Origin of the sequence: Pseudomonas sp. CG7, assembly GCF_023701885.1 — a bacterium.
In the GTDB taxonomy this organism is placed as follows: domain Bacteria; phylum Pseudomonadota; class Gammaproteobacteria; order Pseudomonadales; family Pseudomonadaceae; genus Aquipseudomonas; species Aquipseudomonas zanjanensis.
Genome location: NZ_JABAEE010000015.1, coordinates 48,064 through 69,576 on the forward strand (window position 1 = coordinate 48,064; position 21,513 = coordinate 69,576).

Annotated in this window: 18 protein-coding genes and 2 pseudogenes; 4 read left to right on the top strand and 16 right to left on the bottom strand. The window is 62.1% G+C overall.

All coding sequences use genetic code 11. The features are described from left to right. Positions 1-184 precede the first annotated feature (184 nt). The 12 genes from HGO40_RS08820 to ccoN (HGO40_RS08875) all read right to left on the bottom strand — a co-directional run bounded on the left by HGO40_RS08820 (position 185) and on the right by ccoN (HGO40_RS08875) (position 10,327). Positions 185-724 (bottom strand): FixH family protein, encoded by a 540-nt coding sequence (locus HGO40_RS08820; protein ID WP_250962677.1) that lies wholly within the window; start codon positions 722-724, stop codon positions 185-187. An 11-nt stretch (positions 725-735) separates the two neighbouring features. Next, the gene (gene ccoG / locus HGO40_RS08825) at positions 736-2,151 is read right to left on the bottom strand and encodes a cytochrome c oxidase accessory protein CcoG (protein WP_250962678.1); all 1,416 of its coding nucleotides are present in this window, start codon (positions 2,149-2,151) and stop codon (positions 736-738) included. Positions 2,152-2,600: 449 nt separating this feature from the next. Next, positions 2,601-3,017, bottom strand: a complete 417-nt coding sequence (locus tag HGO40_RS08830; RefSeq protein ID WP_250962679.1) for a type II toxin-antitoxin system VapC family toxin — start codon at positions 3,015-3,017, stop codon at positions 2,601-2,603. Then, positions 3,018-3,272 (bottom strand): type II toxin-antitoxin system Phd/YefM family antitoxin, encoded by a 255-nt coding sequence (locus tag HGO40_RS08835; RefSeq protein WP_250962680.1) that lies wholly within the window; start codon positions 3,270-3,272, stop codon positions 3,018-3,020. Between the two features lie 152 nt (positions 3,273-3,424). Beyond that, a complete protein-coding gene (gene ccoP / locus HGO40_RS08840; protein WP_250962681.1) occupies positions 3,425-4,408 on the bottom strand; it encodes a cytochrome-c oxidase, cbb3-type subunit III in 984 nt (327 codons plus the stop codon). Beyond that, positions 4,405-4,590, bottom strand: coding sequence for a CcoQ/FixQ family Cbb3-type cytochrome c oxidase assembly chaperone (locus tag HGO40_RS08845; RefSeq protein ID WP_003183474.1), 186 nt, complete (start codon positions 4,588-4,590; stop codon positions 4,405-4,407). The genes ccoP (HGO40_RS08840) and HGO40_RS08845 overlap by 4 nt, the downstream gene beginning before the upstream one ends. A gap of 5 nt (positions 4,591-4,595) precedes the next feature. Beyond that, positions 4,596-5,204 carry a cytochrome-c oxidase, cbb3-type subunit II gene (gene ccoO / locus HGO40_RS08850; RefSeq protein ID WP_250962682.1) on the bottom strand — a complete coding sequence of 203 codons (609 nt, stop codon included), beginning with the start codon at positions 5,202-5,204 and terminating at the stop codon, positions 4,596-4,598. Next, positions 5,204-6,646, bottom strand: coding sequence for a cytochrome-c oxidase, cbb3-type subunit I (gene ccoN / locus HGO40_RS08855; RefSeq protein WP_250962683.1), 1,443 nt, complete (start codon positions 6,644-6,646; stop codon positions 5,204-5,206). Before ccoN (HGO40_RS08855) ends, ccoO (HGO40_RS08850) begins: the two co-directional genes overlap by 1 nt. Before the next feature lie 481 nt (positions 6,647-7,127). Continuing rightward, positions 7,128-8,081, bottom strand: a complete 954-nt coding sequence (gene ccoP / locus HGO40_RS08860) for a cytochrome-c oxidase, cbb3-type subunit III (RefSeq protein WP_250962684.1) — start codon at positions 8,079-8,081, stop codon at positions 7,128-7,130. Next, on the bottom strand, positions 8,078-8,278 hold the full coding sequence (locus HGO40_RS08865) for a cbb3-type cytochrome oxidase subunit 3 (RefSeq protein ID WP_186705243.1): 201 nt from the start codon (positions 8,276-8,278) through the stop codon (positions 8,078-8,080). Before HGO40_RS08865 ends, ccoP (HGO40_RS08860) begins: the two co-directional genes overlap by 4 nt. A 5-nt stretch (positions 8,279-8,283) precedes the next feature. Beyond that, positions 8,284-8,892 (bottom strand): cytochrome-c oxidase, cbb3-type subunit II, encoded by a 609-nt coding sequence (gene ccoO, locus HGO40_RS08870; RefSeq protein WP_053120686.1) that lies wholly within the window; start codon positions 8,890-8,892, stop codon positions 8,284-8,286. A gap of 10 nt (positions 8,893-8,902) precedes the next feature. Beyond that, positions 8,903-10,327, bottom strand: a complete 1,425-nt coding sequence (gene ccoN, locus HGO40_RS08875) for a cytochrome-c oxidase, cbb3-type subunit I (RefSeq protein ID WP_250962685.1) — start codon at positions 10,325-10,327, stop codon at positions 8,903-8,905. 96 nt (positions 10,328-10,423) lie between these two features. Here ccoN (HGO40_RS08875) and HGO40_RS08880 point away from each other — a divergent pair, with 96 nt between their 5' ends. Continuing rightward, positions 10,424-11,116 (top strand): alpha/beta family hydrolase, encoded by a 693-nt coding sequence (locus HGO40_RS08880; RefSeq protein ID WP_250962686.1) that lies wholly within the window; start codon positions 10,424-10,426, stop codon positions 11,114-11,116. A gap of 170 nt (positions 11,117-11,286) precedes the next feature. On the opposite strand, the gene HGO40_RS08885 is transcribed toward HGO40_RS08880, so the two are convergent. The 3 genes and pseudogenes from HGO40_RS08885 to acnA all read right to left on the bottom strand — a co-directional run bounded on the left by HGO40_RS08885 (position 11,287) and on the right by acnA (position 16,805). Beyond that, entirely contained in the window at positions 11,287-12,852 is a 1,566-nt protein-coding gene (locus tag HGO40_RS08885; RefSeq protein WP_250962687.1) for a methyl-accepting chemotaxis protein, read from the bottom strand. A gap of 77 nt (positions 12,853-12,929) precedes the next feature. Further along, positions 12,930-13,718 carry a CPBP family intramembrane glutamic endopeptidase gene (locus HGO40_RS08890; protein ID WP_250962688.1) on the bottom strand — a complete coding sequence of 263 codons (789 nt, stop codon included), beginning with the start codon at positions 13,716-13,718 and terminating at the stop codon, positions 12,930-12,932. 345 nt (positions 13,719-14,063) lie between these two features. Then, positions 14,064-16,805 (bottom strand): annotated as a pseudogene (gene acnA, locus HGO40_RS08895) (aconitate hydratase AcnA). Between the two features lie 172 nt (positions 16,806-16,977). On the opposite strand from acnA, the gene rlmM reads away from it, so the two are divergent. Beyond that, entirely contained in the window at positions 16,978-18,051 is a 1,074-nt protein-coding gene (rlmM, locus tag HGO40_RS08900; RefSeq protein WP_250962689.1) for a 23S rRNA (cytidine(2498)-2'-O)-methyltransferase RlmM, read from the top strand. Positions 18,052-18,248: 197 nt separating this feature from the next. Continuing rightward, positions 18,249-18,500, top strand: coding sequence for a sulfurtransferase TusA (tusA, locus tag HGO40_RS08905; RefSeq protein ID WP_250962690.1), 252 nt, complete (start codon positions 18,249-18,251; stop codon positions 18,498-18,500). Here tusA and HGO40_RS08910 read toward each other — a convergent pair. Then, positions 18,497-19,900 carry an MATE family efflux transporter gene (locus tag HGO40_RS08910; RefSeq protein ID WP_353050717.1) on the bottom strand — a complete coding sequence of 468 codons (1,404 nt, stop codon included), beginning with the start codon at positions 19,898-19,900 and terminating at the stop codon, positions 18,497-18,499. The two genes, tusA and HGO40_RS08910, sit on opposite strands and share 4 nt — an antisense overlap. A gap of 360 nt (positions 19,901-20,260) precedes the next feature. Between HGO40_RS08910 and pdxB the strand changes: the two are divergent. Continuing rightward, positions 20,261-21,403, top strand: a pseudogene (pdxB, locus tag HGO40_RS08915) (4-phosphoerythronate dehydrogenase PdxB). Positions 21,404-21,513: the final 110 nt, after the last annotated feature.

Here is a 21,513-nt window from a genome sequence, read left to right on the forward strand (position 1 = left end):
AAGGCCTTTGTGGAAGGAGCTTGCTACAAGTGAGGGCGCTTTTTGTGGCGAGGGAGCTTGCTCCCGCTGGCCTGCGTAGCAGGCCCAAAGCAGCCGACACGATGGAGCCTGATAGCGCCGGGACTCAGGCTTCAGGGCCGCTTCGCAGCCCAGCGGGAGCAAGCTCCCTCGCCACAACAGCAGCTTATTTTTTCAGGTCTTCAGCGCCTTGCAGCGGTTCATCGCCCAGCAGGATGGCCTGGTCGTGGTTGATCTGCTCTTCTTCGAACAGGCGCCAGGTCTTGTCGTGCTCCATCCCCAGCAATTCGACAAAGCGCCGGCCTTCGATCTTGTCCGTCAACTGGCCGACGTAGCGCCCCGGCGCACTGTCGTTGCGGGTCAGGACGATCTTGCGGTCCTTCTCCGGTTGGGTCGGCGAGATCAGGCTCAGTTCCAGGGTCTGGGGACGGCTGTCGCCGTTCAGGCGCAGGTTGACTTCGCCGGTCACGTCATCCAGTTGCACATTGGCATGCAGTTGCAGGGTCTGGGCCAGCAATTCGCGCTCCAGCGAGCGGTTGATGCCCTTGCCGGCTTCGTAATAGTTGTCATTGACCAAGTTGTCGGGGTGGTTCACCGCAATGGTCACCATCGTCAGGCTCAGTGTCACCGAACAGCTCAGGATCGCAATGATGATCCACGGCCAGAGGTGCTTGTACCAAGGGCTGGTGGCAGTTGCTGCAGGCATGTTCATTTCTCTCAACGAGTTTGTGGGCCGATGAACCGGCTCTTGGCTTCGATATGTACGCTTTCGTCATCGGCGTCCTTGAGGATGAACGTCACCTCGTTGGCGCTCGATGGCAGTTGTTCCGGTGCGCTGGACAGCTCGACCGGCTGGCTGTAGATCTCGCCGGCCGCGACCTTGATTTCCCGGCGACCTTGCAGCTTGAGGTCGGGCAGGCCAACGGCGTCCAGGACGTACGTATGGTCGCGTTGGTCTTTGTTCATGATCTTCAGGCTGTAGACGTTCTCGATCCGGCCTTCGGCGTTTTCACGGTACAGCACGCGATCCTTGCTGACATCGAACCCCACCAGCGAGCGCATGAAGAACGCCGCCGCCAGCAGGCTGATCATCGTCAGCAACACCAGCGCATAACCGATCAGGCGTGGGCGCAGTTTATTGGTTTTCTGCCCCGAGAGGTTGTGTTCGGTGGTGTAGCTGATCAGGCCGCGGGGATAATCCATTTTGTCCATGATGTTGTCGCAGGCGTCGATGCAGGCCGCGCAGCCGATGCACTCGACCTGCAGGCCGTCGCGGATGTCGATGCCGGTGGGGCAGACCTGGACGCACATGGTGCAGTCGATGCAGTCGCCAAGACCCAGGGCCTTGTAGTCCACGCCCTTCTTGCGCGGGCCACGGCTTTCACCACGACGCGGGTCGTAGGACACGATCAAGGTGTCCTTGTCGAACATCACGCTTTGGAAACGCGCGTAAGGGCACATATAGATGCACACCTGTTCACGCAGCCAGCCGGCGTTGCCGTAGGTGGCGAGAGTGAAGAAGCCGATCCAGAAATACGACCAGCCATCGGCCTGGCCGGTAAAGAACTCGAACACCAGTTCGCGGATCGGCGTGAAGTAACCGACGAAGGTCACACCGGTGACGAAACCGATCAGCAGCCACAGGCTGTGCTTGGCGAACTTGCGCAGGAATTTGTTGGCACCCATGGGCGCCTTGTCGAGCTTGATGCGCTGGTTGCGGTCACCTTCGGTGACTTTTTCGCACCACATGAAGATCCAGGTCCACACGCTTTGTGGACAGGTATAGCCGCACCACACCCGTCCGGCATAGACCGTGATGAAGAACAGGCCAAACGCGGCAATGATCAGCATCCCGGAAAGCAGGATGAAATCCTGGGGCCAGAACGTCGCCCCGAAAATGAAGAATTTGCGTTCCGGCAGGTTCCACCAGACGGCCTGATGGCCGCCCCAGTTCAACCAGACCGTACCGAAATACAGCAGGAACAGGAGCGCTCCGCCCACCATCCGCAGGTTGCGAAACAGGCCGGTGAAGGCGCGGGTGTAGATTTTTTCCCGAGAGGCATACAGGTCGACGCTTTTGTTAGCGTCCTTGGCAGGCGGGGTAACGTCATGTACCGGAATCTGGTTGCTCATCAATTGCATCCCACGGCAGTGGAAAAGTGCCGGGGCCAGTACGTGCCGACCTCGGTCAGAAAGGGTGTTGCAGTGGCGCAATGATACGCCTGTCGCTCTGGCTCAAGGGTGCGACCTTTGGTCGCGTTGGGCGTCTGGGTCGAATGGTGTAGCGGATGTAACAAGTCATGATCCAGATCAATTGACTATAGACAGTCGATGGCGTTGGAGAAAAACGAAAGGGAGCCGGACAGGCAAATTGGTAGGTTGGAAAACTCGCCGTCAGTGCAAGCAAATACTTCGATCAGGCATAAACCTGCGCTTTGTGGCGAGGGGATTTATCCCCGTTGGGCTGCGAAGCAGTCCTGAAGCCTGTCACCACGGTGTGTCAGATTGATGCGATCAGCCTTTTGGGGCTGCTTCGCAGCCCAGCGGGGATAAATCCCCTCGCCACAGGACCGCATGAAGTCTCAGGATGGATCTGACCAAGGATTGAGCACCGCCACGCCGCAGCTCTGGAAATCACTCACGTTGCGGGTCACCACGGTCAACCCATGGACCAGCGCGGTCGCGGCAATCAATGCATCACATTCATTGCTGCGGTCAGGCACATGCAGGCGAGCGCAGCGCAGCGCGACGGCACGGTCCACGGCCAGGATCCTGCCAGCAAAGGCCGGCAGCACATGATCATCCAGCCAGGCCCGCAAGCGGCTGCCTTGCGTCGGGTCCTTGCGTTCGAAGCGCAGCACGCCGGTTTCCAGTTCCAATACGGTAATCGCCGAAACGTACAGGCTGGGCGCGGGAACGCTGCGCGCCCAGGCCTGGACGTTCTTGTCTGCCTGGGATTTGCGCAGTTCGGAAATGACGTTGGTATCGAGTAGAAACATTCAGGACAGGTCCACCGAGCGAGGCGTGATGACGGCGCGCTCGGTCTCGAAGTCGATGTCCGGCGCATCGGGCATGACCAGCAGCTCGACAATGCTGGTGCCGAGGCCGGTCAGTTTCTGGTACTCCTCAATGCTTAGCAGCACATGGGCCGGCTTGCCACGGTCGGTGATGATCACCGGCCCTTCGCGGGTGGCTTTTTTGGCACCACTTGTGTCGTGGTTGAATTCACGGCTGGAGAGGGTGGTGATGGACATGGGCGTGCCCTCATGTTTAGTTCGAATGTAGGCACGTTACTACTGGTATGGATAGGCCGCAAGCGCAACAGCTTTGCCCAGGTTTTTTCTGCTGTAACAAAAAGGCCCCGCCAATCGGATTGGCGGGGCCTTTCGTGTATCAGCGACTTGTCTTACTGGGCGTCAGCGGCCGGAGCCTTTTCGCCGTGAGACAGGCTGTAGACATAGGCCGCCAGCAGGTGGACCTTGTCGTTGCCTTGCAGGTCGGCCTGGGCCGGCATCTGGCCCTGGCGACCGTAGCGGATGGTCTGCTGCAGTTGAGCGAAGCTCGAACCGTAGATGAACCCCGCTGGATGCGTCAGGTCAGGTGCGCCCATGGCGGGCGTGCCCTTGCCGGCAGGACCGTGGCAGGCCACGCAGTTGGCCGCGAACAGTTTCTGGCCGTTGGCCGGATCGGCCTTGGCGCCTTCGGGCAGCTTGCGACCGAGCAGGCCGGTCACCAGGTAGGCGGCCACATCGGCCACGCCTTGTTCGCCCACCACGGCAGCCCAGCCCGGCATCACGGCGTGACGGCCACCCATGATGGTGGTCTTGCTGGTTTCCGGCTCACCGCCCCAGCGCCAGTCGGCGTCGGTCAGGTTCGGGAAGCCGTAGGCACCCTTGGCGTCGGAACCGTGGCAAACCGAGCAGTTGGAGGCGAACAGGCGGCCACCCATCTTCAGGGCTTGCGGGTCCTTGGCGACTTCTTCGATCGGCATGGAGGCGAACTTGGCGAAGATCGGACCGAACTTGGCGTCCGAGCGCGCCATTTCCTTTTCCCACTCATGAACGCCTGTCCAGCCGGTCTGGCCGTTGGCGAAGGCGGTCTGCTTTTCGGTGTCCAGGTAGTTATAGCCTGGCAGCAGGCCTTTCCAGTTGCCCAGGCCAGGGTAGAGCACCAGGTAACCGAGGGCGAAAATGATGGTGCCCACGAACAGCATGAACCACCATTTCGGCAGCGGGTTGTCGTACTCCTCGATCCCGTCGAAGGAGTGGCCAACCGTCTCTTCGGTGGCTTCGCTGCGCTGGCCCTTGCGGGTCGACAGCAGCAGCCAGGTCAGGGCGAAGATCGTTCCCAGGCTGAGGACTGTGACGTACAGACTCCAGAATGTAGTCATTCTTTGTTACTCCTAGAAGCTTGCTCGACGTGCTTGATGGCTTCGGGATCATCCGCGAACGGCAGCAAGGTCGCGTCGTCAAACTCCGACTTGCGCTTGGGGCTGAATACCCACAGCGCCAGGCCGATGAAGGCCACCATCACGACGACGGTGCCCAGGCCACGAATCATCCCGATATCCATCTAAATCACCGTTTGCTTTTGATGATGGTGCCCAGGCCTTGCAGATAGGCCACCAGCGCGTCCATTTCAGTCTTGCCCTTGACGGCATCCCTGGCACCGGCGATGTCTTCATCGGTGTAAGGCACGCCCAAGGCACGCAGGACTTCCATTTTCTTGGCGGAGTCTTTGCCGTCGAGCTTGTTTTCTACGAGGAACGGGTAGGCCGGCATTTTCGACTCAGGCACCACGTTGCGCGGGGTGTACAAGTGCGCACGCTGCCAGTCGTCGGAGTAGCGGCCGCCAACGCGGGCCAGGTCCGGGCCGGTACGCTTGGAGCCCCACAGGAACGGGTGGTCCCAGACGCTTTCGCCGGCAACGGAGTAGTGGCCGTAGCGTTCGGTCTCGGCGCGGAACGGACGGATCATCTGCGAGTGGCAGCCGACACAGCCGTTGGCGATATAGATGTCACGACCTTCCAGTTCAAGGGCGGTACGCGGCTTCATGCCTTCGACCGGCTTGTTGGTCACGTCCTGGAAGAACAGCGGAACGATCTGGGTCAGGCCGCCGATGCTCACGGCGATGACCATGAAGAAGGCCAGCAGGCCGATATTCTTCTCTACTGCTTCGTGCTTCATCAGTGAGCTCCAACTACGGCGATCTTGGCGGCGGCTTCAGCTTCAGCCGGGTCAGAGGCACGAACGGTGCGGTACACGTTGTAGGCCATGAACAGCATGCCGCTGGCGAAGAACGCGCCGCCCAGGGCACGCACGATGAAGCCAGGGTGGCTGGCTTGCAGCGCTTCGACGAACGAATAGGTCAGGGTGCCGTCGTCGTTGATCGCACGCCACATCAGGCCTTGGGTGATGCCGTTGACCCACATCGAGGCGATGTAGAGCACGGTGCCGATGGTCGCGAGCCAGAAGTGCGCGTTGATCAGGCCGGTGCTGTGCATCTGCGCACGACCGAACAGTTTCGGGATCATGTGGTAGATGGCGCCGATGGAAATCATCGCAACCCAACCGAGTGCACCGGCGTGTACGTGGCCGATGGTCCAGTCGGTGTAGTGGCTCAGGGAGTTGACGGTCTTGATGGCCATCATCGGGCCTTCGAAGGTCGACATGCCGTAGAACGCCAGCGAGACGACCAGGAAGCGCAGGATCGGGTCGGTGCGCAATTTATGCCAGGCACCCGACAGGGTCATCATGCCGTTGATCATGCCGCCCCAGCTTGGCGCCAGCAGGATGATCGACATCGCCATGCCCAGGGATTGTGCCCAGTCTGGCAGTGCGGTGTAGTGCAGGTGGTGCGGGCCGGCCCAGATGTACAGGGTGATCAGCGCCCAGAAGTGGACGATGGACAGGCGATAGGAATAGATCGGACGCTCGGCCTGTTTCGGCACGAAGTAGTACATCATCCCCAAGAAGCCGGTGGTCAGGAAGAACCCCACGGCGTTGTGGCCGTACCACCACTGGATCATCGCGTCGGTCGCACCCGAGTAGGCCGAGTACGACTTGAAGAAGCTGACCGGCAGGGAGGCGTGGTTGACGATGTGCAGCATGGCGGTCACGACGATGAAGGCACCGTAGAACCAGTTACCGACGTAGATGTGCTTGGTCTTGCGCTTGACGATGGTGCCGAAGAACACCAAACCGTAGGTCACCCAGACGATCGCCAGCAGGATAGCCAGTGGCCATTCCAGTTCCGCGTATTCCTTGGTAGTGGTGAAACCCATTGGCAAGGTCACGATCGCGCCGACGATCACCGCTTGCCAACCCCAGAAGGTGAAGGCGGCGAGGCTGTCGGAAATCAGTCGCGTTTGGCAGGTTCGCTGCACGACGTAGTAAGAAGTGGCAAACAACGCACAACCAACGAAGGCGAAGATCCCCAGGTTGGTGTGCAGCGGGCGCAGGCGTCCAAATGTCGTCCATGGCAGATCGAAGTTCAACTCCGGCCAGACCAGTTGCGAGGCGATGAAGACACCGAGCCCCATGCCAAGGATCCCCCAGACCACCGTCATGATGGCGAACTGGCGGACTACCTTATAGTTATAAGCAGTCGGACTGATTGCTGTGCTCATTCTAAGGTTCCACGGTTTGGGTGTTTTATTAGGATAAAAATCGGTCGCAAGTATGGAGAAAGCGGGGGGTCATTGCAACGCGCCATGACCTGGGTCAATGCTTTCCAAAGCTGATTCTGCGGCCTTTCCATGTTCGGTGTAGGGACAAAATTGGCCCTCGGCAAAATGTCGCAACGAAGGAAAGAGGCGAGGGGGTCAGGTCGGTTGTAACGGGGTGTGTTCGAACACGGCGTTCGGGTGATGCCAGGCAACTGTCGCAACAGCCGGTATTCACCTGCCTTTGCGGCCTTTTTGTCGAACGATTGTCGAACGCATCGGGTCGGATCGACCTGAAACCGGCAGTCGCCAGCGCACGCAAAGGCAAGCTTAGACCTGATTCAGGGGAACCGAAAGAAAGACCATGGGAGGGTGCGACAATGAGTCGCGCAGGGGCACGGAACAGCCGCATCCAGATGAATGCGGCTGTTCGTGTGGTCAGGATTTATTCGCTTTTGTGTTCCGCTTGCAGGCGCTCGGTGCCGACACCCTGGGACAGGCTGTAGACGTAAGCCGCGAGCAGTTGCACCTTGTCATTGCCCAGCAACTCATTCTGTGCCGGCATGTGGCCTTGGCGTCCGTGGCGAATGGTCTGCTGCAACTGGGTCAGGCTGGTGCCGTAGATGAAGCCGGCCGGTTGCGTCAGGTTCGGCGCCCCCATGGCTTCGGTGCCCTGGCCGTTGGCGCCGTGGCAGGCAACGCAGGTGGTGTTGAAGGCCTGCTGGCCGGCTTGCAGGTCGGCACCGCTGTCCGCTGGCAAAGGCAGGCCGGCCAGGTCGTGGCGAACATAGGCGGCCACGTTCTTGACCCCGGACTCCCCCAGCACTTCGCCCCAGGCCGGCATCGCCGCCATGCGCCCGCCCATGATGGTCGCCTTGATGGTCTCGGCGGCGCCGCCCCAGCGCCAGTTGCTGTCGGCGAGGTTCGGGAAGCCGAAGGCACCCTTGGCGTCCGAGCCGTGGCAGACCGAGCAGTTGGAGGCGAACAGGCGGCCACCCATCTTCAAGGCCTGTGGGTCCTTGGCGACTTCTTCCACGGGCATGGCAGCGAACTTGGCGAAGATCGGCCCGAACTTGGCGTCGGCCTTGGCCATTTCCTTTTCCCATTCATGGGCGCCGGTCCAGCCGTTCTCGTACCCGGGCAAGATGCCTTTCCAGTTGCCCAGGCCTGGGTAGAGAACCAGGTAACCGACGGAAAACACCAGGGTGCCGGCGAACAACAGGAACCACCACTGCGGCAGTGGGTTGTCGTATTCCTCGATGACGTCGAAGCTGTGGCCCATGGTCTGGTCGACGCTGCCCTTGGTCTCGCCCTTGCGGGTGCCGATCAGCAGCCAGGTCAGGCCGATGAGGCTGCCGAGGGTCAGTACGCAGATCCACGTACTCCAGAAGGTGGTCATGGCCGGGTACTCCTTGTCGCAGGGTCTTGGGGGGTGAGGTCGGCGGGTGGCTCGTCGGCGAACGGCAGCAGGCGCGCCTGGGCGAACTCCGGTCCGCGCTTGCTGCTGAACACCCACAGGATCAGGCCGATGAAGGCGATGAACACCACGACGGTGCCCAGCCCACGGATCATTCCAGTGCTCATTTCAAAGAACATCAGGCTCACCTCTTGCTCTTGATGGCAGTGCCGAGCACTTGCAGGTAGGCCACCAGCGCGTCCATTTCGGTCTTGCCCTTGAGCGAGGCCACGCTGCCTGCGATGTCGTCGTCGGTGTACGGCACGCCGAGGGTGCGCATGGCGCGCAGCTTGCCTTCGGTGTGGCTGCTGTCCACCGCCTGGGCCACCAGCCAGGGGTAGGCCGGCATTTTCGACTCCGGCACTACGTTGCGCGGGTTGTACAAGTGGGCGCGGTGCCAATCATCGGAGTAGCGCGCGCCGACCCGTGCCAGGTCCGGCCCGGTACGCTTGGAACCCCACAGGAACGGGTGATCCCAGACACTTTCGCCAGCGACGGAGTAGTGGCCGTAGCGCTCGGTCTCGGCGCGGAACGGACGGATCATCTGCGAGTGGCAGCCGACGCAGCCTTCACGGATGTAGATGTCGCGGCCTTCCAGTTGCAGGGCGGTGTAGGGCTTCATGCCGTCCACCGGCTTGTTGGTCACGTCCTGGAAGAACAGCGGCACGATCTGGGTCAGGCCGCCAATGCTCACGGCCAGGACCATCAGCAGCATCAGCAGGCCGACGTTTTTTTCGATTGTTTCGTGTTTCATGGCGGACTCCTCAGGCCATCTGCGCGGCAGCGGCGGCTTCGGCAGGCTGGTAGGCCCGCACGGTGCGCCAGGTGTTGTAGGCCATCAGCAGCATGCCGATGAGGAAGATCGCCCCGCCCGCCAACCGCACGACGAAGCCTGGGTGGCTGGCCACCAGGGTTTCGACGAAGGAATAGGTGAGCGTGCCGTCCTCGTTCACCGCCCGCCACATCAGGCCCTGGGCGATGCCGTTGACCCACATCGAGGCGATGTAGAGCACGGTGCCGATGGTCGCGAGCCAGAAGTGCGCGTTGATCAGGCCGATGCTGTGCATCTGTGGCCGGCCGAAGACTTTCGGGATCATGTGGTACAGCGCGCCGATGGAAATCATCGCCACCCAGCCGAGCGCGCCGGCATGCACATGGCCGATGGTCCAGTCGGTGTAGTGGGAGAGGGCGTTGACGGTCTTGATCGCCATCATCGGACCTTCGAAGGTCGACATGCCGTAGAACGCCAGGGACACGACCAGGAACCGCAGGATCGGGTCGCTGCGCAACTTATGCCAGGCGCCCGAGAGAGTCATCATGCCGTTGATCATGCCGCCCCAGCTCGGTGCCAACAGGATCAGCGACATCACCATGCCCAGGGACTGTGCCCAGTCTGGCAGGGCGGTGTAGTGCAGGTGGTGCGGGCCGGCCCAGATGTACAGGGTGATCAGCGCCCAGAAGTGGACGATGGACAGGCGATAGGAATACACCGGGCGTTCGGCCTGCTTCGGCACGAAGTAATACATCATCCCCAGGAAGCCTGCGGTGAGGAAAACGCCTACGGCGTTGTGCCCGTACCACCATTGCACCATCGCATCCGTGGCCCCGGCGTACACCGAGTAGGATTTGGTGAAGCTCACCGGCAGTTCCAGGTTGTTGACGATGTGCAGGATCGCCACGGTCAGGATGAACCCGCCGAAGAACCAGTTACCGACATAGATGTGCTTGGTGTTGCGCTTGGCCACGGTGCCGAAGAACACGATGGCGTAGGCGACCCAGACGACGGTGATCAGGATGTCGATCGGCCATTCCAGCTCGGCGTACTCCTTGGAACTGGTGTAGCCCAGCGGCAGGCTGATGGCCGCCAGCAGGATCACCAGTTGCCAGCCCCAGAAGCAGAACGCGGCGATTTTCGGCGCAAACAGCTGGGTCTGGCAGGTGCGTTGCACCGAGTAGAACGAACTGGCAAACAACGCGCAGCCGCCGAAGGCGAAGATCACCGCGTTGGTGTGCAGCGGGCGCAGGCGGCCGAAGCTGGTCCAGGGCAAATCGAAGTTGAGCTGTGGCCAGACCAATTGGGCCGCGAGAAAAACCCCGAGCCCCATGCCGACGATGCCCCACACCACCGTCATAATGGCGAATTGGCGGACCACCTTGTAGTTGTAGGCGGTACTGATAGAAGTGTTCATGGTTCCCCATCCACGGTTCAGCCGAAGTGAGCGCCTGCGCAAGGCAGTGCGGCGTTCTTCGCCTGGAGTTATAGGCAGACTAAAAGCGAGGCAAGCATGGACAAACAGCACAAGGCCAGTATTGACGGGGATCAATGGGCGCGGTGCGTGGAGCAACATGGCTGGTTGTGGACGGCCGCGCGGCCCGGGGTGTGCGCCGAACCACCGACCCTGATCCTGGCCCACGGTGCCGGAGCGCCGATGGACAGCGGCTTCATGGAGGAAATGGCCGCACGCCTTGCCGCACAAGGCGTCAACGTGTTGCGCTTCGAGTTTCCCTACATGGCCCAGCGGCGTCAGGATGGCGGCAAGCGTCCACCGAACCCAGCGCCCAAGCTGCTCGAATGCTGGCGAGAGGTGTACGCCAAGGTGCGGCCTTATGTCGCTGGGCGGCTGGCCATTGGCGGCAAGTCCATGGGGGGGCGCATGGCGAGCCTGCTGGCCGATGAGCTGGGCGCCGATGCGCTGGTATGCCTGGGCTATCCCTTCTACGCGGTGGGCAAGCCGGAGAAACCGCGGGTCGAGCACTTGGCGGCATTGAAGACCCGCACCTTGATCGTCCAGGGCGAGCGGGATGCGTTGGGTAATCGGGAGGCGGTGCAGGGCTACGCCTTGTCACCGAGCATCGAGGTGTTGTGGTTGGGGGCGGGGGATCATGACCTCAAGCCGCTGAAGGTTTCGGGGTTTAGTCATGAGCAGCATCTGGAGGCGGCGGCGCAGGGAGTGGCCAGTTTTCTGTCCCAAGATTGATGGTGCCCGGGCGGGCCTCTTCGCGAGCAGGCTCGCTCCCACAATTGGAATGCATTTCAATGAACAACCTGGAACTCCTGTGGGAGCGAGCCTGCTCGCGAAGGCGATCTTCCAGGCAATAAAAAACCCGGAAGCTTTCACTGTCCGGGTTTTTAGTTTGCCAATCGAAGTCAGCGGTTGAACCGCTCCACCAACGAATACTGCGTATTGGCCGTGCGGGTCAGCTCTTCGCTGAGCAGCGCCGAGCTGTGGGCCTGTCCCGAAGTCTGATCGGCCAGTTCCGAGATATTGCTGATGTTGCGGCTGATCTCCTCGGCCACTGAGCTTTGTTCCTCGGTGGCGGCGGCGATCTGGGTGGTCATGTCCGTGATATGCGCCACGGCTTCGCTGATGCCCACCAGCGCCTGGTCCGCTTCCATGACCCGCGCCACGCCTTCTTCGGCCTGGCGGTGGCCGGCGTCCATGGTTTGCACGGCGTTGGTGGCGGTCTGCTGGAGCTTGGCGATCAGCGCGTGGATCTGCCCGGTGGATTCGCTGGTGCGTTGCGCCAGTTGCCTTACCTCGTCGGCCACCACGGCAAAGCCGCGGCCCATCTCGCCGGCACGGGCCGCTTCGATGGCCGCGTTGAGGGCTAGCAGGTTGGTCTGGTCGGCGATGCCTTTGATCACGTCGACCACGCCACCGATCTCGTCGCTGTCCTTGGCCAGTTGGGTGACGGTTTGACCGGTCTCACCCACCACCACCGATAGCCGCTCGATGGCATCGCGGGTTTCCCCGGCGATGTCGCGGCCGCGGCTGGTCAGGCGATTGGCTTCCTGGGTGGCATCGGCGGTGCGCTGCACGTGGCTGGCGACCTCCTGGGTCGTTGCTGCCATCTGGTTGACGGCCGTGGCGACCTGTTCGGTCTCCACCCGCTGACGTTCCAGGCCGCTGGAGCTGTCGTGGGCCAGGGTATTGGACTGGCGAGCCTGGTCGTTGAGGTGCTCGGCGGTGTCCTGCAGGCGGGTCAGGCAGGTTTTCAGGCGCGCTTGCTGGCTGAGGATCGACATCTCCAGGCGTGCCTGGACGCCGCGGCTGTCGGTGTACATCCGGGCGATCAGCGGGTCGGAGGTGGTTTGTTCAGCCAGGCGCAGGAGGCGCTTGATCCCGCGTTGCTGCCATTGCAGTCCCATCAGCCCCAAGGGCACCGACAGCAGGGCGGCCAGGGCAAAGCCCCAGGAAGAATTCAGAAACGCGCCGACGACGAAGCCCAGCTGGCTGACCAGGATGAACGGCAGCCAGTCCTGCAGTATCGGCAACCACTTGTCGCTGCCCGGCACTGCGGACTTGCCCTGGTTGATGCGTTGATAGAGGGCTTCGGCGCGGCCGATCTGCTCAGCGGTGGGCTTGACCCGCACCGACTCGTAGCCGACCACCTGATTGCCCTCGAACACGGGCGTGACATAGGCGTTGACCCAGTAATGGTCACCGTTCTTGCAGCGATTCTTGACGATGCCCATCCATGGCAAGCCTTGTTTCAGTGTGCCCCACATGTGCGCGAACACGGCGGAGGGGACATCGGGATGGCGCACGAGATTGTGCGGCGCACGAATCAGTTCTTCCTTCGAATACCCGCTGACTTCAACGAAAGCATCGTTGCAGTAAGTGATCACACCTTTGGTGTCGGTGGTGGAAATCAATCGTTGCTGGGCCGGGAAGGTCCTTTCGCGGTGTGTGACGGGGTGGTTGTTACGCATGGTGTGTAGATCCGCAAGGCTTTGAAAGGTTGTCGGCGTTGTCAGGTTTTAGTTGAAGTTATTTTTGCCTGTCGCTATCACGCCAGCATCGGGTAGGTAAAGAGGGCGAAATGAAGCAGGTTGAGCAGAAAATGCGTGGCGACCGCCGCGCCCAGGCCACCAAAACGATACGCCAGGCCGTAACCGACGCCCGCCAGGCCTGACAACAGCACCCATTGCCAGCCCGCGCCGGCGTGCACCAGGCCGAACAGCAGCGAGGCCAGGAGCAGCGCCAGGTTGTCGCCCTGGGCCAGATGTTTGAAGCGTCGACTCAAGCCCCCCTGAATGTAGCCACGAAACAGCGCTTCCTCCACGATCGTGACCAATAAAAGATTATTAGCGGTCCACAACCAGGCGTGATCCGGCCACTTCGGCGCCCAATGGACCATGCCCAGCAGCACGGCCCCGCCGAGGGCCAGCACCGCGCTCAGCCCCAGGCCCAGCGCCGTGGCCTGGACGGACAGGCGCAGTGAGCGCCGGCCGACGATCCAGGGGCAGGCCAGCAATAGCCAGAAACCGATCAGCGGCTTGTCCTGGTTCAGGTACATGGCAAACGGCACGGCGTCATCAGTCAAACGCTGGGGTGCGATGGCCCGGCCGTTGAAGAAGCCAGGCATCCAGTGCAGGGCCAATGCCAGGGCCATGACAATGAACAGCGCATGCCCGAGAAACTGGCCAACCGGTGTTTGTTGCTGGCGAACCGCATACCCGGCGAACAGCAGCAGCGCCACCGAGATGACCGCGGTCCAGGCCAACTGGCCGTAGAGCAGCGCCAAGCCATAGCCGGTGGAAAGAAGGGCCAGGTGAAGCCAGGATAGAGCGGGCATACAACATCCTTTTAGCGGGAGAACTCTGGGCGAGGGCGGCCGTCGGGTCTTCGACGCCACTGTGTCGCGCAAAGAGCACATTTGTGTCCATGCAGATTCATGCGCAGGAAGGGCTGGCGGTTGGCTGGCGCGGTTGTGTGGGTGCTGGCGGGATTATAGGCGGGCTGATCCAAAAACAGTGCCTGTTAAATAGCAGTCAGTCAGTTATAAAACCTGTGGGAGCGAGCTTGCTCGCGATGGCGGTGGATCAGCCAACATCAATGTTGACTGAACTGCCCCTATCGCGAGCAAGCTCGCTCCCACAGGTCCTTGTCCAGGCTTGTATTCGCCATGGAGGCGGTTTTTTCAAGCAGCAATCAATTGTCGCAAGACATAGTGAAGAATCCCGCCGGCCTTGAAATATTCCACTTCATTCAAGGTATCGATCCGACACAACACTTCGATTCGCTCCTGGCTGCCATCCTCCCGGGTGATGACCAGGGGCAGGTTCATGCGCGGCGTCAGTTCGACGTCATTGAGGCCGAGGATGTCCAGGGTTTCCTTGCCCGTGAGGTTCAGGCTCTTGCGGTTCTGGTCGAGCTTGAACTGCAACGGCAGCACGCCCATGCCCACCAGGTTGGAGCGATGGATGCGCTCGAAACTCTCTGCGATCACCGCCTTGACCCCCAGCAGGTTGGTGCCCTTGGCCGCCCAGTCCCGGCTCGAACCGGTGCCATATTCCTGGCCGGCTATCACCACCAGCGGCGTGCCCGCGGCCTGGTACAGCATGGCGGCGTCGTAGATCGGCATGCGTTCGCCATTGGGAATGTAGATCGTATTGCCGCCTTCTTCGCCGTCGAGCATTTCGTTGCGGATGCGGATGTTGGCGAAGGTGCCACGCATCATCACCTGATGGTTGCCACGCCGTGAACCGTAGGAGTTGAAGTCCCGTGGCTCCACGCCCTGTTCGCGCAGGTAACGACCGGCCGGGCTGTCGGCCTTGATGTTACCGGCCGGGGAGATGTGGTCGGTGGTCACCGAGTCCCCCAGCAGGGCGAGCACTCGGGCGCCCTCGACGTTCCTGACCGCCGGTGGCGGCCCGCCGATGTCGTCGAAGAACGGTGGATGCTGGATATAGGTCGAGTCGTCCTGCCAGACATAGGTGGCCGCTTGCGGCACCTCGATGGCCTGCCATTGCTCGTCACCGGCAAACACGGCGGCGTATTCCTTGTGGAACATGCTGGTGTTGACCTGGGCCACGGCGGCGGCGACTTCCTGGCTGCTGGGCCAGATGTCCCGCAGGTACACCGGTTTGCCGTCCCGGTCGTTGCCCAGCGGCTCGCTACTGATGTCGATGCGCACCGTGCCGGCCAGGGCATAGGCGACCACCAATGGCGGTGAGGCCAGCCAGTTGGTCTTCACCAGTGGATGCACTCGACCTTCGAAGTTGCGGTTGCCCGACAAGACCGAGGCCACGGTGAGATCGGCTTTCTGAATGGCTTTTTCGATGGGGTCCGGCAACGGCCCGGAGTTGCCGATGCAGGTGGTGCAACCATAGCCCACCAGGTCGAAACCGAGTTTATCCAAGTATTCGGTCAGGCCGGCCGCGTTGTAGTAATCGGTGACCACCTTGGAGCCCGGCGCCAGGGAGCTCTTGACCCAAGGCTTGCGAACCAAGCCTTTTTCCACGGCTTTTTTCGCCAGCAGCCCGGCGGCCATCATGACGCTGGGGTTGGAGGTGTTGGTGCACGAGGTGATCGCAGCAATCACCACCGCGCCGTTTTTCAGGCGATGGGTGTGGCCTTCGTATTCGTACTCGGCTTCGCCTACCTGGTCGGCGTTGCCCACCGCGACGCCACCGCCGCCTTCCCTTTCCAGGCGGCCTTCTTCCTTACTGGTGGGTTTGACCTGCAACCCCAGGAAGTCGCTGACGGCCTGGCCGACATTCGGCAGCGAGACCCGGGCCGGAGGGCGTTTAGGGCCGGCGAGGCTGGCCTAGACGCTGCCGATGTCCAGTTCCAGCGTGTCGGTGAACACCGGTTCCTGGCCGGGCAGACGCCACAGGCCCTGGGCCTTGCAATAGGCCTCCACCAGCTTCACGGTGTCAGCCGGACGCCCGGACAGGCGCAGGTAGTCCAGGGTCACCTCGTCCACCGGGAAGAACCCGCAGGTGGCGCCGTATTCCGGGGCCATGTTGGCGATGGTGGCGCGGTCGGCCAAGGGCAGGTCGGCCAGACCGTCGCCATAGAACTCGACGAATTTGCCCACCACGCCTTTCTTGCGCAGCATCTGCGTGACGGTCAGCACCAGGTCGGTGGCGGTGATGCCTTCGCGCAGCTTGCCGACGAGTTTGAAGCCAACGACTTCGGGAATCAGCATCGACACCGGTTGACCCAGCATCGCTGCTTCCGCCTCGATCCCCCCGACGCCCCAGCCCAGTACGCCGAGGCCATTGATCATGGTGGTGTGGGAGGCGGTGCCCACCAGGGTGTCCGGGAAGGCGTAGGTGCGGCCGTCCTCTTCTTTGGTCCACACGGTGCGCCCCAGGTATTCGAGGTTGACCTGGTGACAGATGCCGGTGCCCGGCGGCACCACGCTGAAGTTGTCGAAGGCGCTCTGGCCCCAGCGCAGGAAGGCGTAGCGTTCGCCGTTGCGCTGCATTTCGATGTCGACGTTCTGCTCGAACGCCTGGCTGCTGGCGAACTTGTCCACCATCACCGAGTGGTCGATCACCAAGTCCACGGGGGACAGCGGGTTGATCCGCTGGGGGTCGCCGCCGGCCTTTTCCACAGCGGCGCGCATGGCGGCCAGGTCGACTACGGCGGGCACGCCGGTGAAATCTTGCATCAGCACCCGTGCGGGGCGGTATTGGATCTCGCGGTCGGAGCGGCGCTCCTTGAGCCAACCGGCCAGGGCCTTGAGGTCGGCGCCGGTGACGGTTTTTTCATCTTCCCAGCGCAGCAGGTTTTCCAGCAGCACCTTCAAGGACATGGGCAGTTTGTCGAGGTCGCCCAGGCTTCGGGCGGCATCCGGCAGGCTGAAATAGTGGTAGGTCCTGGCGTCGACTTGCAGTGTTTTAAGGGTTTTCAGGCTATCGAGGGACGGCATTGAAATCACTCCTTTGAGTCCGCACGGCTACGGACTGACGGAACGGACAGAGCCTTTAACCTAGCCCTGTTTTAAGCGTATGACTAATCACTGGACTCTATTGCAAGGTTCGCGGTTCCGAACTCCGCTATCATGCGGCGGTTTTCGTGACAGGCTTTGCTACGGAGTTTCAATGAACACGCTTTTTATGCACTGCCGGCCGGGCTTCGAAGGCGAGGTCTGTTCCGAGATCGCCGAACATGCGGCTCGGCTCAACGTGGCCGGCTATGCCAAGGCCAAGCCGGCCAGCGCCTGCGCCGAATTTGTCTGCACGCAAGAGGACGGCGCCGAACGGCTGATGCGTGGGCAGCGTTTTGCCGAGCTGATTTTCCCGCGCCAGTGGGCGCGGGGCACGTTCATTGACTTGCCGGAAACCGACCGTATCAGCGTCATCCTGGCCCACATGAGCGGCTTCCCGGTCTGTGGCAGCTTGTGGCTGGAGGTGGTCGACACCAATGACGGCAAGGAACTGTCGAACTTCTGCAAGAAATTCGAAGGCCCGCTGCGCAAGGCGTTGAGCGGGGCCGGCAAGTTGGTGGACGATCCGCGCAAGCCGCGCCTGCTGCTGACCTTCAAGAGTGGCCGCGAAGTCTTCCTGGGCCTGGCGGACGCGGATAACTCGGCAATGTGGCCGATGGGCATCCCGCGCCTCAAGTTCCCCCGGGAGGCGCCAAGCCGCTCCACCCTCAAGCTCGAAGAAGCCTGGCACCATTTCATCCCCCGGGACCAGTGGGACGAGCGCCTGCACAGTGACATGCCGGGCGTGGACCTCGGCGCCGCGCCGGGCGGTTGGACCTGGCAACTGGTCAACCGCGGCATGCTGGTGACGGCCATCGACAACGGCCCGATGGCCGAAAGCCTGATGGATACCGGCCTGGTGCAGCACTTGATGGCGGACGGCTTCACGTTCAAGCCCAAGCAGCCGGTGGATTGGATGGTCTGCGACATCGTCGAAAAGCCCGCGCGCAACGCGGCGATGCTGGAGGAGTGGATTGGCGAAGGGCATTGCCGCGAGGCTGTGGTCAACCTCAAGCTGCCTATGAAACAGCGTTATGCCGAGGTGAAACGCCTGCTCGAGCGCATTGTCGAGGGTTTCAAGGCCCGGGGTATCCAGGTCGAGATCGGTTGCAAGCAGCTGTACCACGACCGCGAGGAAGTGACGTGCCATCTGCGGCGGCTGGATACCAAAAAGCCGAAGTCCCGCTGAAACATGTAGCGAGCTTTTGTGGCGAGGGAGCTTGCTCCCGCTGGGTTGCGAAGCAACCCCAATGCCTTGTTGGGCTCCAAAGAGCGACGACTGCTTCGCAGCCGAGCGGGAGCAAGCTCCCTCGCCACAGGGCTGATGTACATTTGTTAAGAGCGCCGGCATTGCGCGACAATACCGGCCAGTTTCAGGAGTAGAACATGAGTGAAATGAACGACACGCCGGTCGACGGCACACTGGATGCCACGGGCCTCAATTGCCCGGAACCGGTGATGATGCTGCACCAGCACATCCGTGACCTGGCCCCCGGTGGCCTGTTGAAAGTCATCGCCACCGATCCCTCGACTCGCCGCGACATCCCCAAGTTTTGCGTGTTCCTGGATCACGAACTGGTGGCCCAGCAGGAAGCGGCTGGCACCTACCTCTACTGGATCCGCAAGAAACTCGCTTAATCCGTCGAGCGGTTGACGCGGATCTGCTTGCGCGCGCTGCGTGTCAGGCGGATCGACAACATCAGCGCCGCGCAGCTCAGGCCTACGATCAGGCCTTGCCACAACCCGCTCGGGCCGCTGGCCGCGCCGAGCCAGTCGGTCAGGCCCAGCGCGTAGCCCACCGGCAGACCGATGCCCCAATAGGCGAACAGGGTCAGGATCATCGTCACCCGGGTGTCCTGGTAGCCGCGCAACGCGCCTGCCGCCGTGACCTGGATCGCATCGGAAAACTGGAACAGCGCCGCGTAGACGATCAGCATCGACGCCACTTCGATCACCACCGGGTCGGCGGTATAGATCGCCGCGATAGGCCCGCGCAGTGCGAACATCAGGCTCGCCGACAGGCAGGCGTACGCCAGGGCCGTGCCCATGCCCACCCCGGCGGCAAAGCGCGCTTCACGGGGCTGGCGACGGCCCAAGGCCTGGCCGACCCGCACCGTGACAGCCATACCCAGGGAGTAGGGGATCATGAACACCAGGGAGCTGAAGTTCAGCGCGATCTGGTGCCCGGCAACCACCGTGGCCCCGAGGCTGCCGATCAGCAGCGCGATCACCGCGAAAATACTCGACTCGGCGAACACCGCGATGCCAATCGGCAGGCCGATGCCCAGCAGGCGCTTGATCACTGTCCATTGCGGCCAGTCGAAACGGCTGAACAACCGACTCGACTGATAGGCCGGTGCCCAACGGGCCCAACCGGCCATGCCCAGGGCCATGAACCACATCACGATGGCCGTGGCCCAGCCGCAACCGACGCCGCCCATGGCGGGTACGCCCAGGTGCCCGTAGATGAAGATGTAATTGAGCGGAATGTTCAATGCCAGCCCGCACAGCCCCAGCACCATTGCCGGTCGCGTGCGGCCCAGGCCATCGCTGAAGCAGCGCAGCACGTGATACAGCGCCACGGCCGGCAGGCCCGTGCCGATGCCGCGCAGGTATTCCATGCAGGGGCCGATCAATTCGGGATCGACCTTCATGATGTGCAGGATTGGTTCGGCGCTGAACAGCGCCAGGGTCGCGAGCAACCCCACAACCAGCGCCAGCCACAGTGCCTGGCGCACCAGCGGCCCGATTTCGTCGAACGTGCCGGCACCGAAGCGCTGGGCCACTTTTGGCGTGGTCGCCAGCAACGTGCCGGTCATCAGCAGGAACACCGGTACCCAGATCGAGTTGCCCAGGGCTACTGCCGCCAAGTCCCGTGGGCCGACCCGACCGGCCATCACCGCGTCGACAAAGCCCATGGCGGTGGTTGCCAGTTGCGCCACCATGATCGGCACGGCCAAGGCCAGCAGGGTCTTGAATTCCAGACGCACCCGGGCCGGGCGGGAAAGGGTGGCAGGAGAGTCGATGACAGGATTCACAGGCGAAGCGTCCGAGAGAAATTAGCGCAAGGCGGCGAATTCTACGCCTTGACGCTGTGGTCAGGAAAAAAGCTGTGTTGTGGATTTGTAATCGCTTTCTCAGTCGTGCGGATGCTGTTGTGGCGAGGGAGCTTGCTCCCGCTCGACTGCGCTGTAGGAGCTGTCGAGCGAAGCGAGGCTGCGATCTTTCCTAGGTCAGTTGAGTATCAAGCGAAAGAACAAAAGATCGCAGGCTTCGCCAGCTCCTACGCAGCCGAGCGGGAGCAAGCTCCCTCGCCACAATTTAGTTCACTGAGGCAAGGACTGGCCCATCGAGGCGAGGAACGCCTACACTGCCCCTCCCGCCAAAGGAGCTCTGCCATGCTGATCGTCGCCGACGAAAACATCCCCCTGCTTGATGCGTTTTTCCAAGGGTTCGGCGAAATCCGCCGGGTGCCGGGCCGGGGAATCGACCGGACGATGGTCGAGCAAGCCGATGTGCTGCTGGTGCGTTCGGTCAGCCAAGTCAATCGGGCGCTGCTGGAGGGTAGCAAGGTACGCTTCGTCGGCACATGCACCATCGGCACCGATCACCTGGACCTGGATTATCTGGCCGAGGCCGGTATCCACTGGGCCAGCGCACCCGGTGGCAACGCCCGTGGCGTGGTGGACTACGTGCTGGGCAGCCTGATGACCCTGGCGGAAATCGAAGGCTTGGCGCTCGCGCAGCGGACCTTCGGCGTGGTCGGCGCAGGGCAGGTGGGCGGGCGGTTGATCGAACTGCTCAAGGGCCTGGGCTGGACCGTCAAGGTCTGCGATCCGCCGCGTCAGGCCGTTGAGGGCGGCGATTATGTGAGCCTGGAACAGATCATCGAGCAGTGCGATGTGATCAGCCTGCACACCCCGTTGACCCGCGACGGCGAGCAACCGACCTGGCACCTGTTCGACGAAGCGCGCCTGAACCAGCTCAAGCCCGGCACCTGGCTGATCAATGCGGCCCGCGGTCCGGTGATCGACAATGCCGCGTTGCGCGAGGTGTTGTTGGAGCGCGAAGACCTGCAAGCGGTGCTGGATGTCTGGGAGCAGGAGCCCACCGTGGACGTGGACCTGGCAGACTGATGCGTGATCGCCACCCCGCACATTGCCGGGTACAGTCTTGATGGCCGCCAGCGTGGCACGGCCCAGATCTACCAGGCTTTATGCGCGTTCCTGGAACAGCCGGTTGAAGTCCGCCTCAGCGACCTGTTGCCTCGGCCGTGGCTGGGGGGCATCATCCTGGACGCCGAAGCCGACCCGGCCTGGGCCTTGGCGGCGCTGTGCCGGAGCGTGTACGACCCCCGTGGCGACGATGCGAACTTCCGTCGCAGCCTGGTGGGCACCGTCGACGAGCAACGCAGTGCGTTCGATGCCTTGCGCAAGCACTACCCGCCACGCCGGGAAATCGATAGCTTGAAGGTGCGTATCGAAGGGTCGTCGGCGGCCTTGCAACAGATCGTGACTGCGCTGGGTGCCACCACCCTTTAAGGGCGGTGCGTTCTTGTGGCGAGGGAGCTTGCTCCCGCTCGGCTGCGCTGTAGGAGCTGTCGAGCGAAGCGAGGCTGCGATCTTTTCATCGGCCGCTTGAGTTCCAAGTA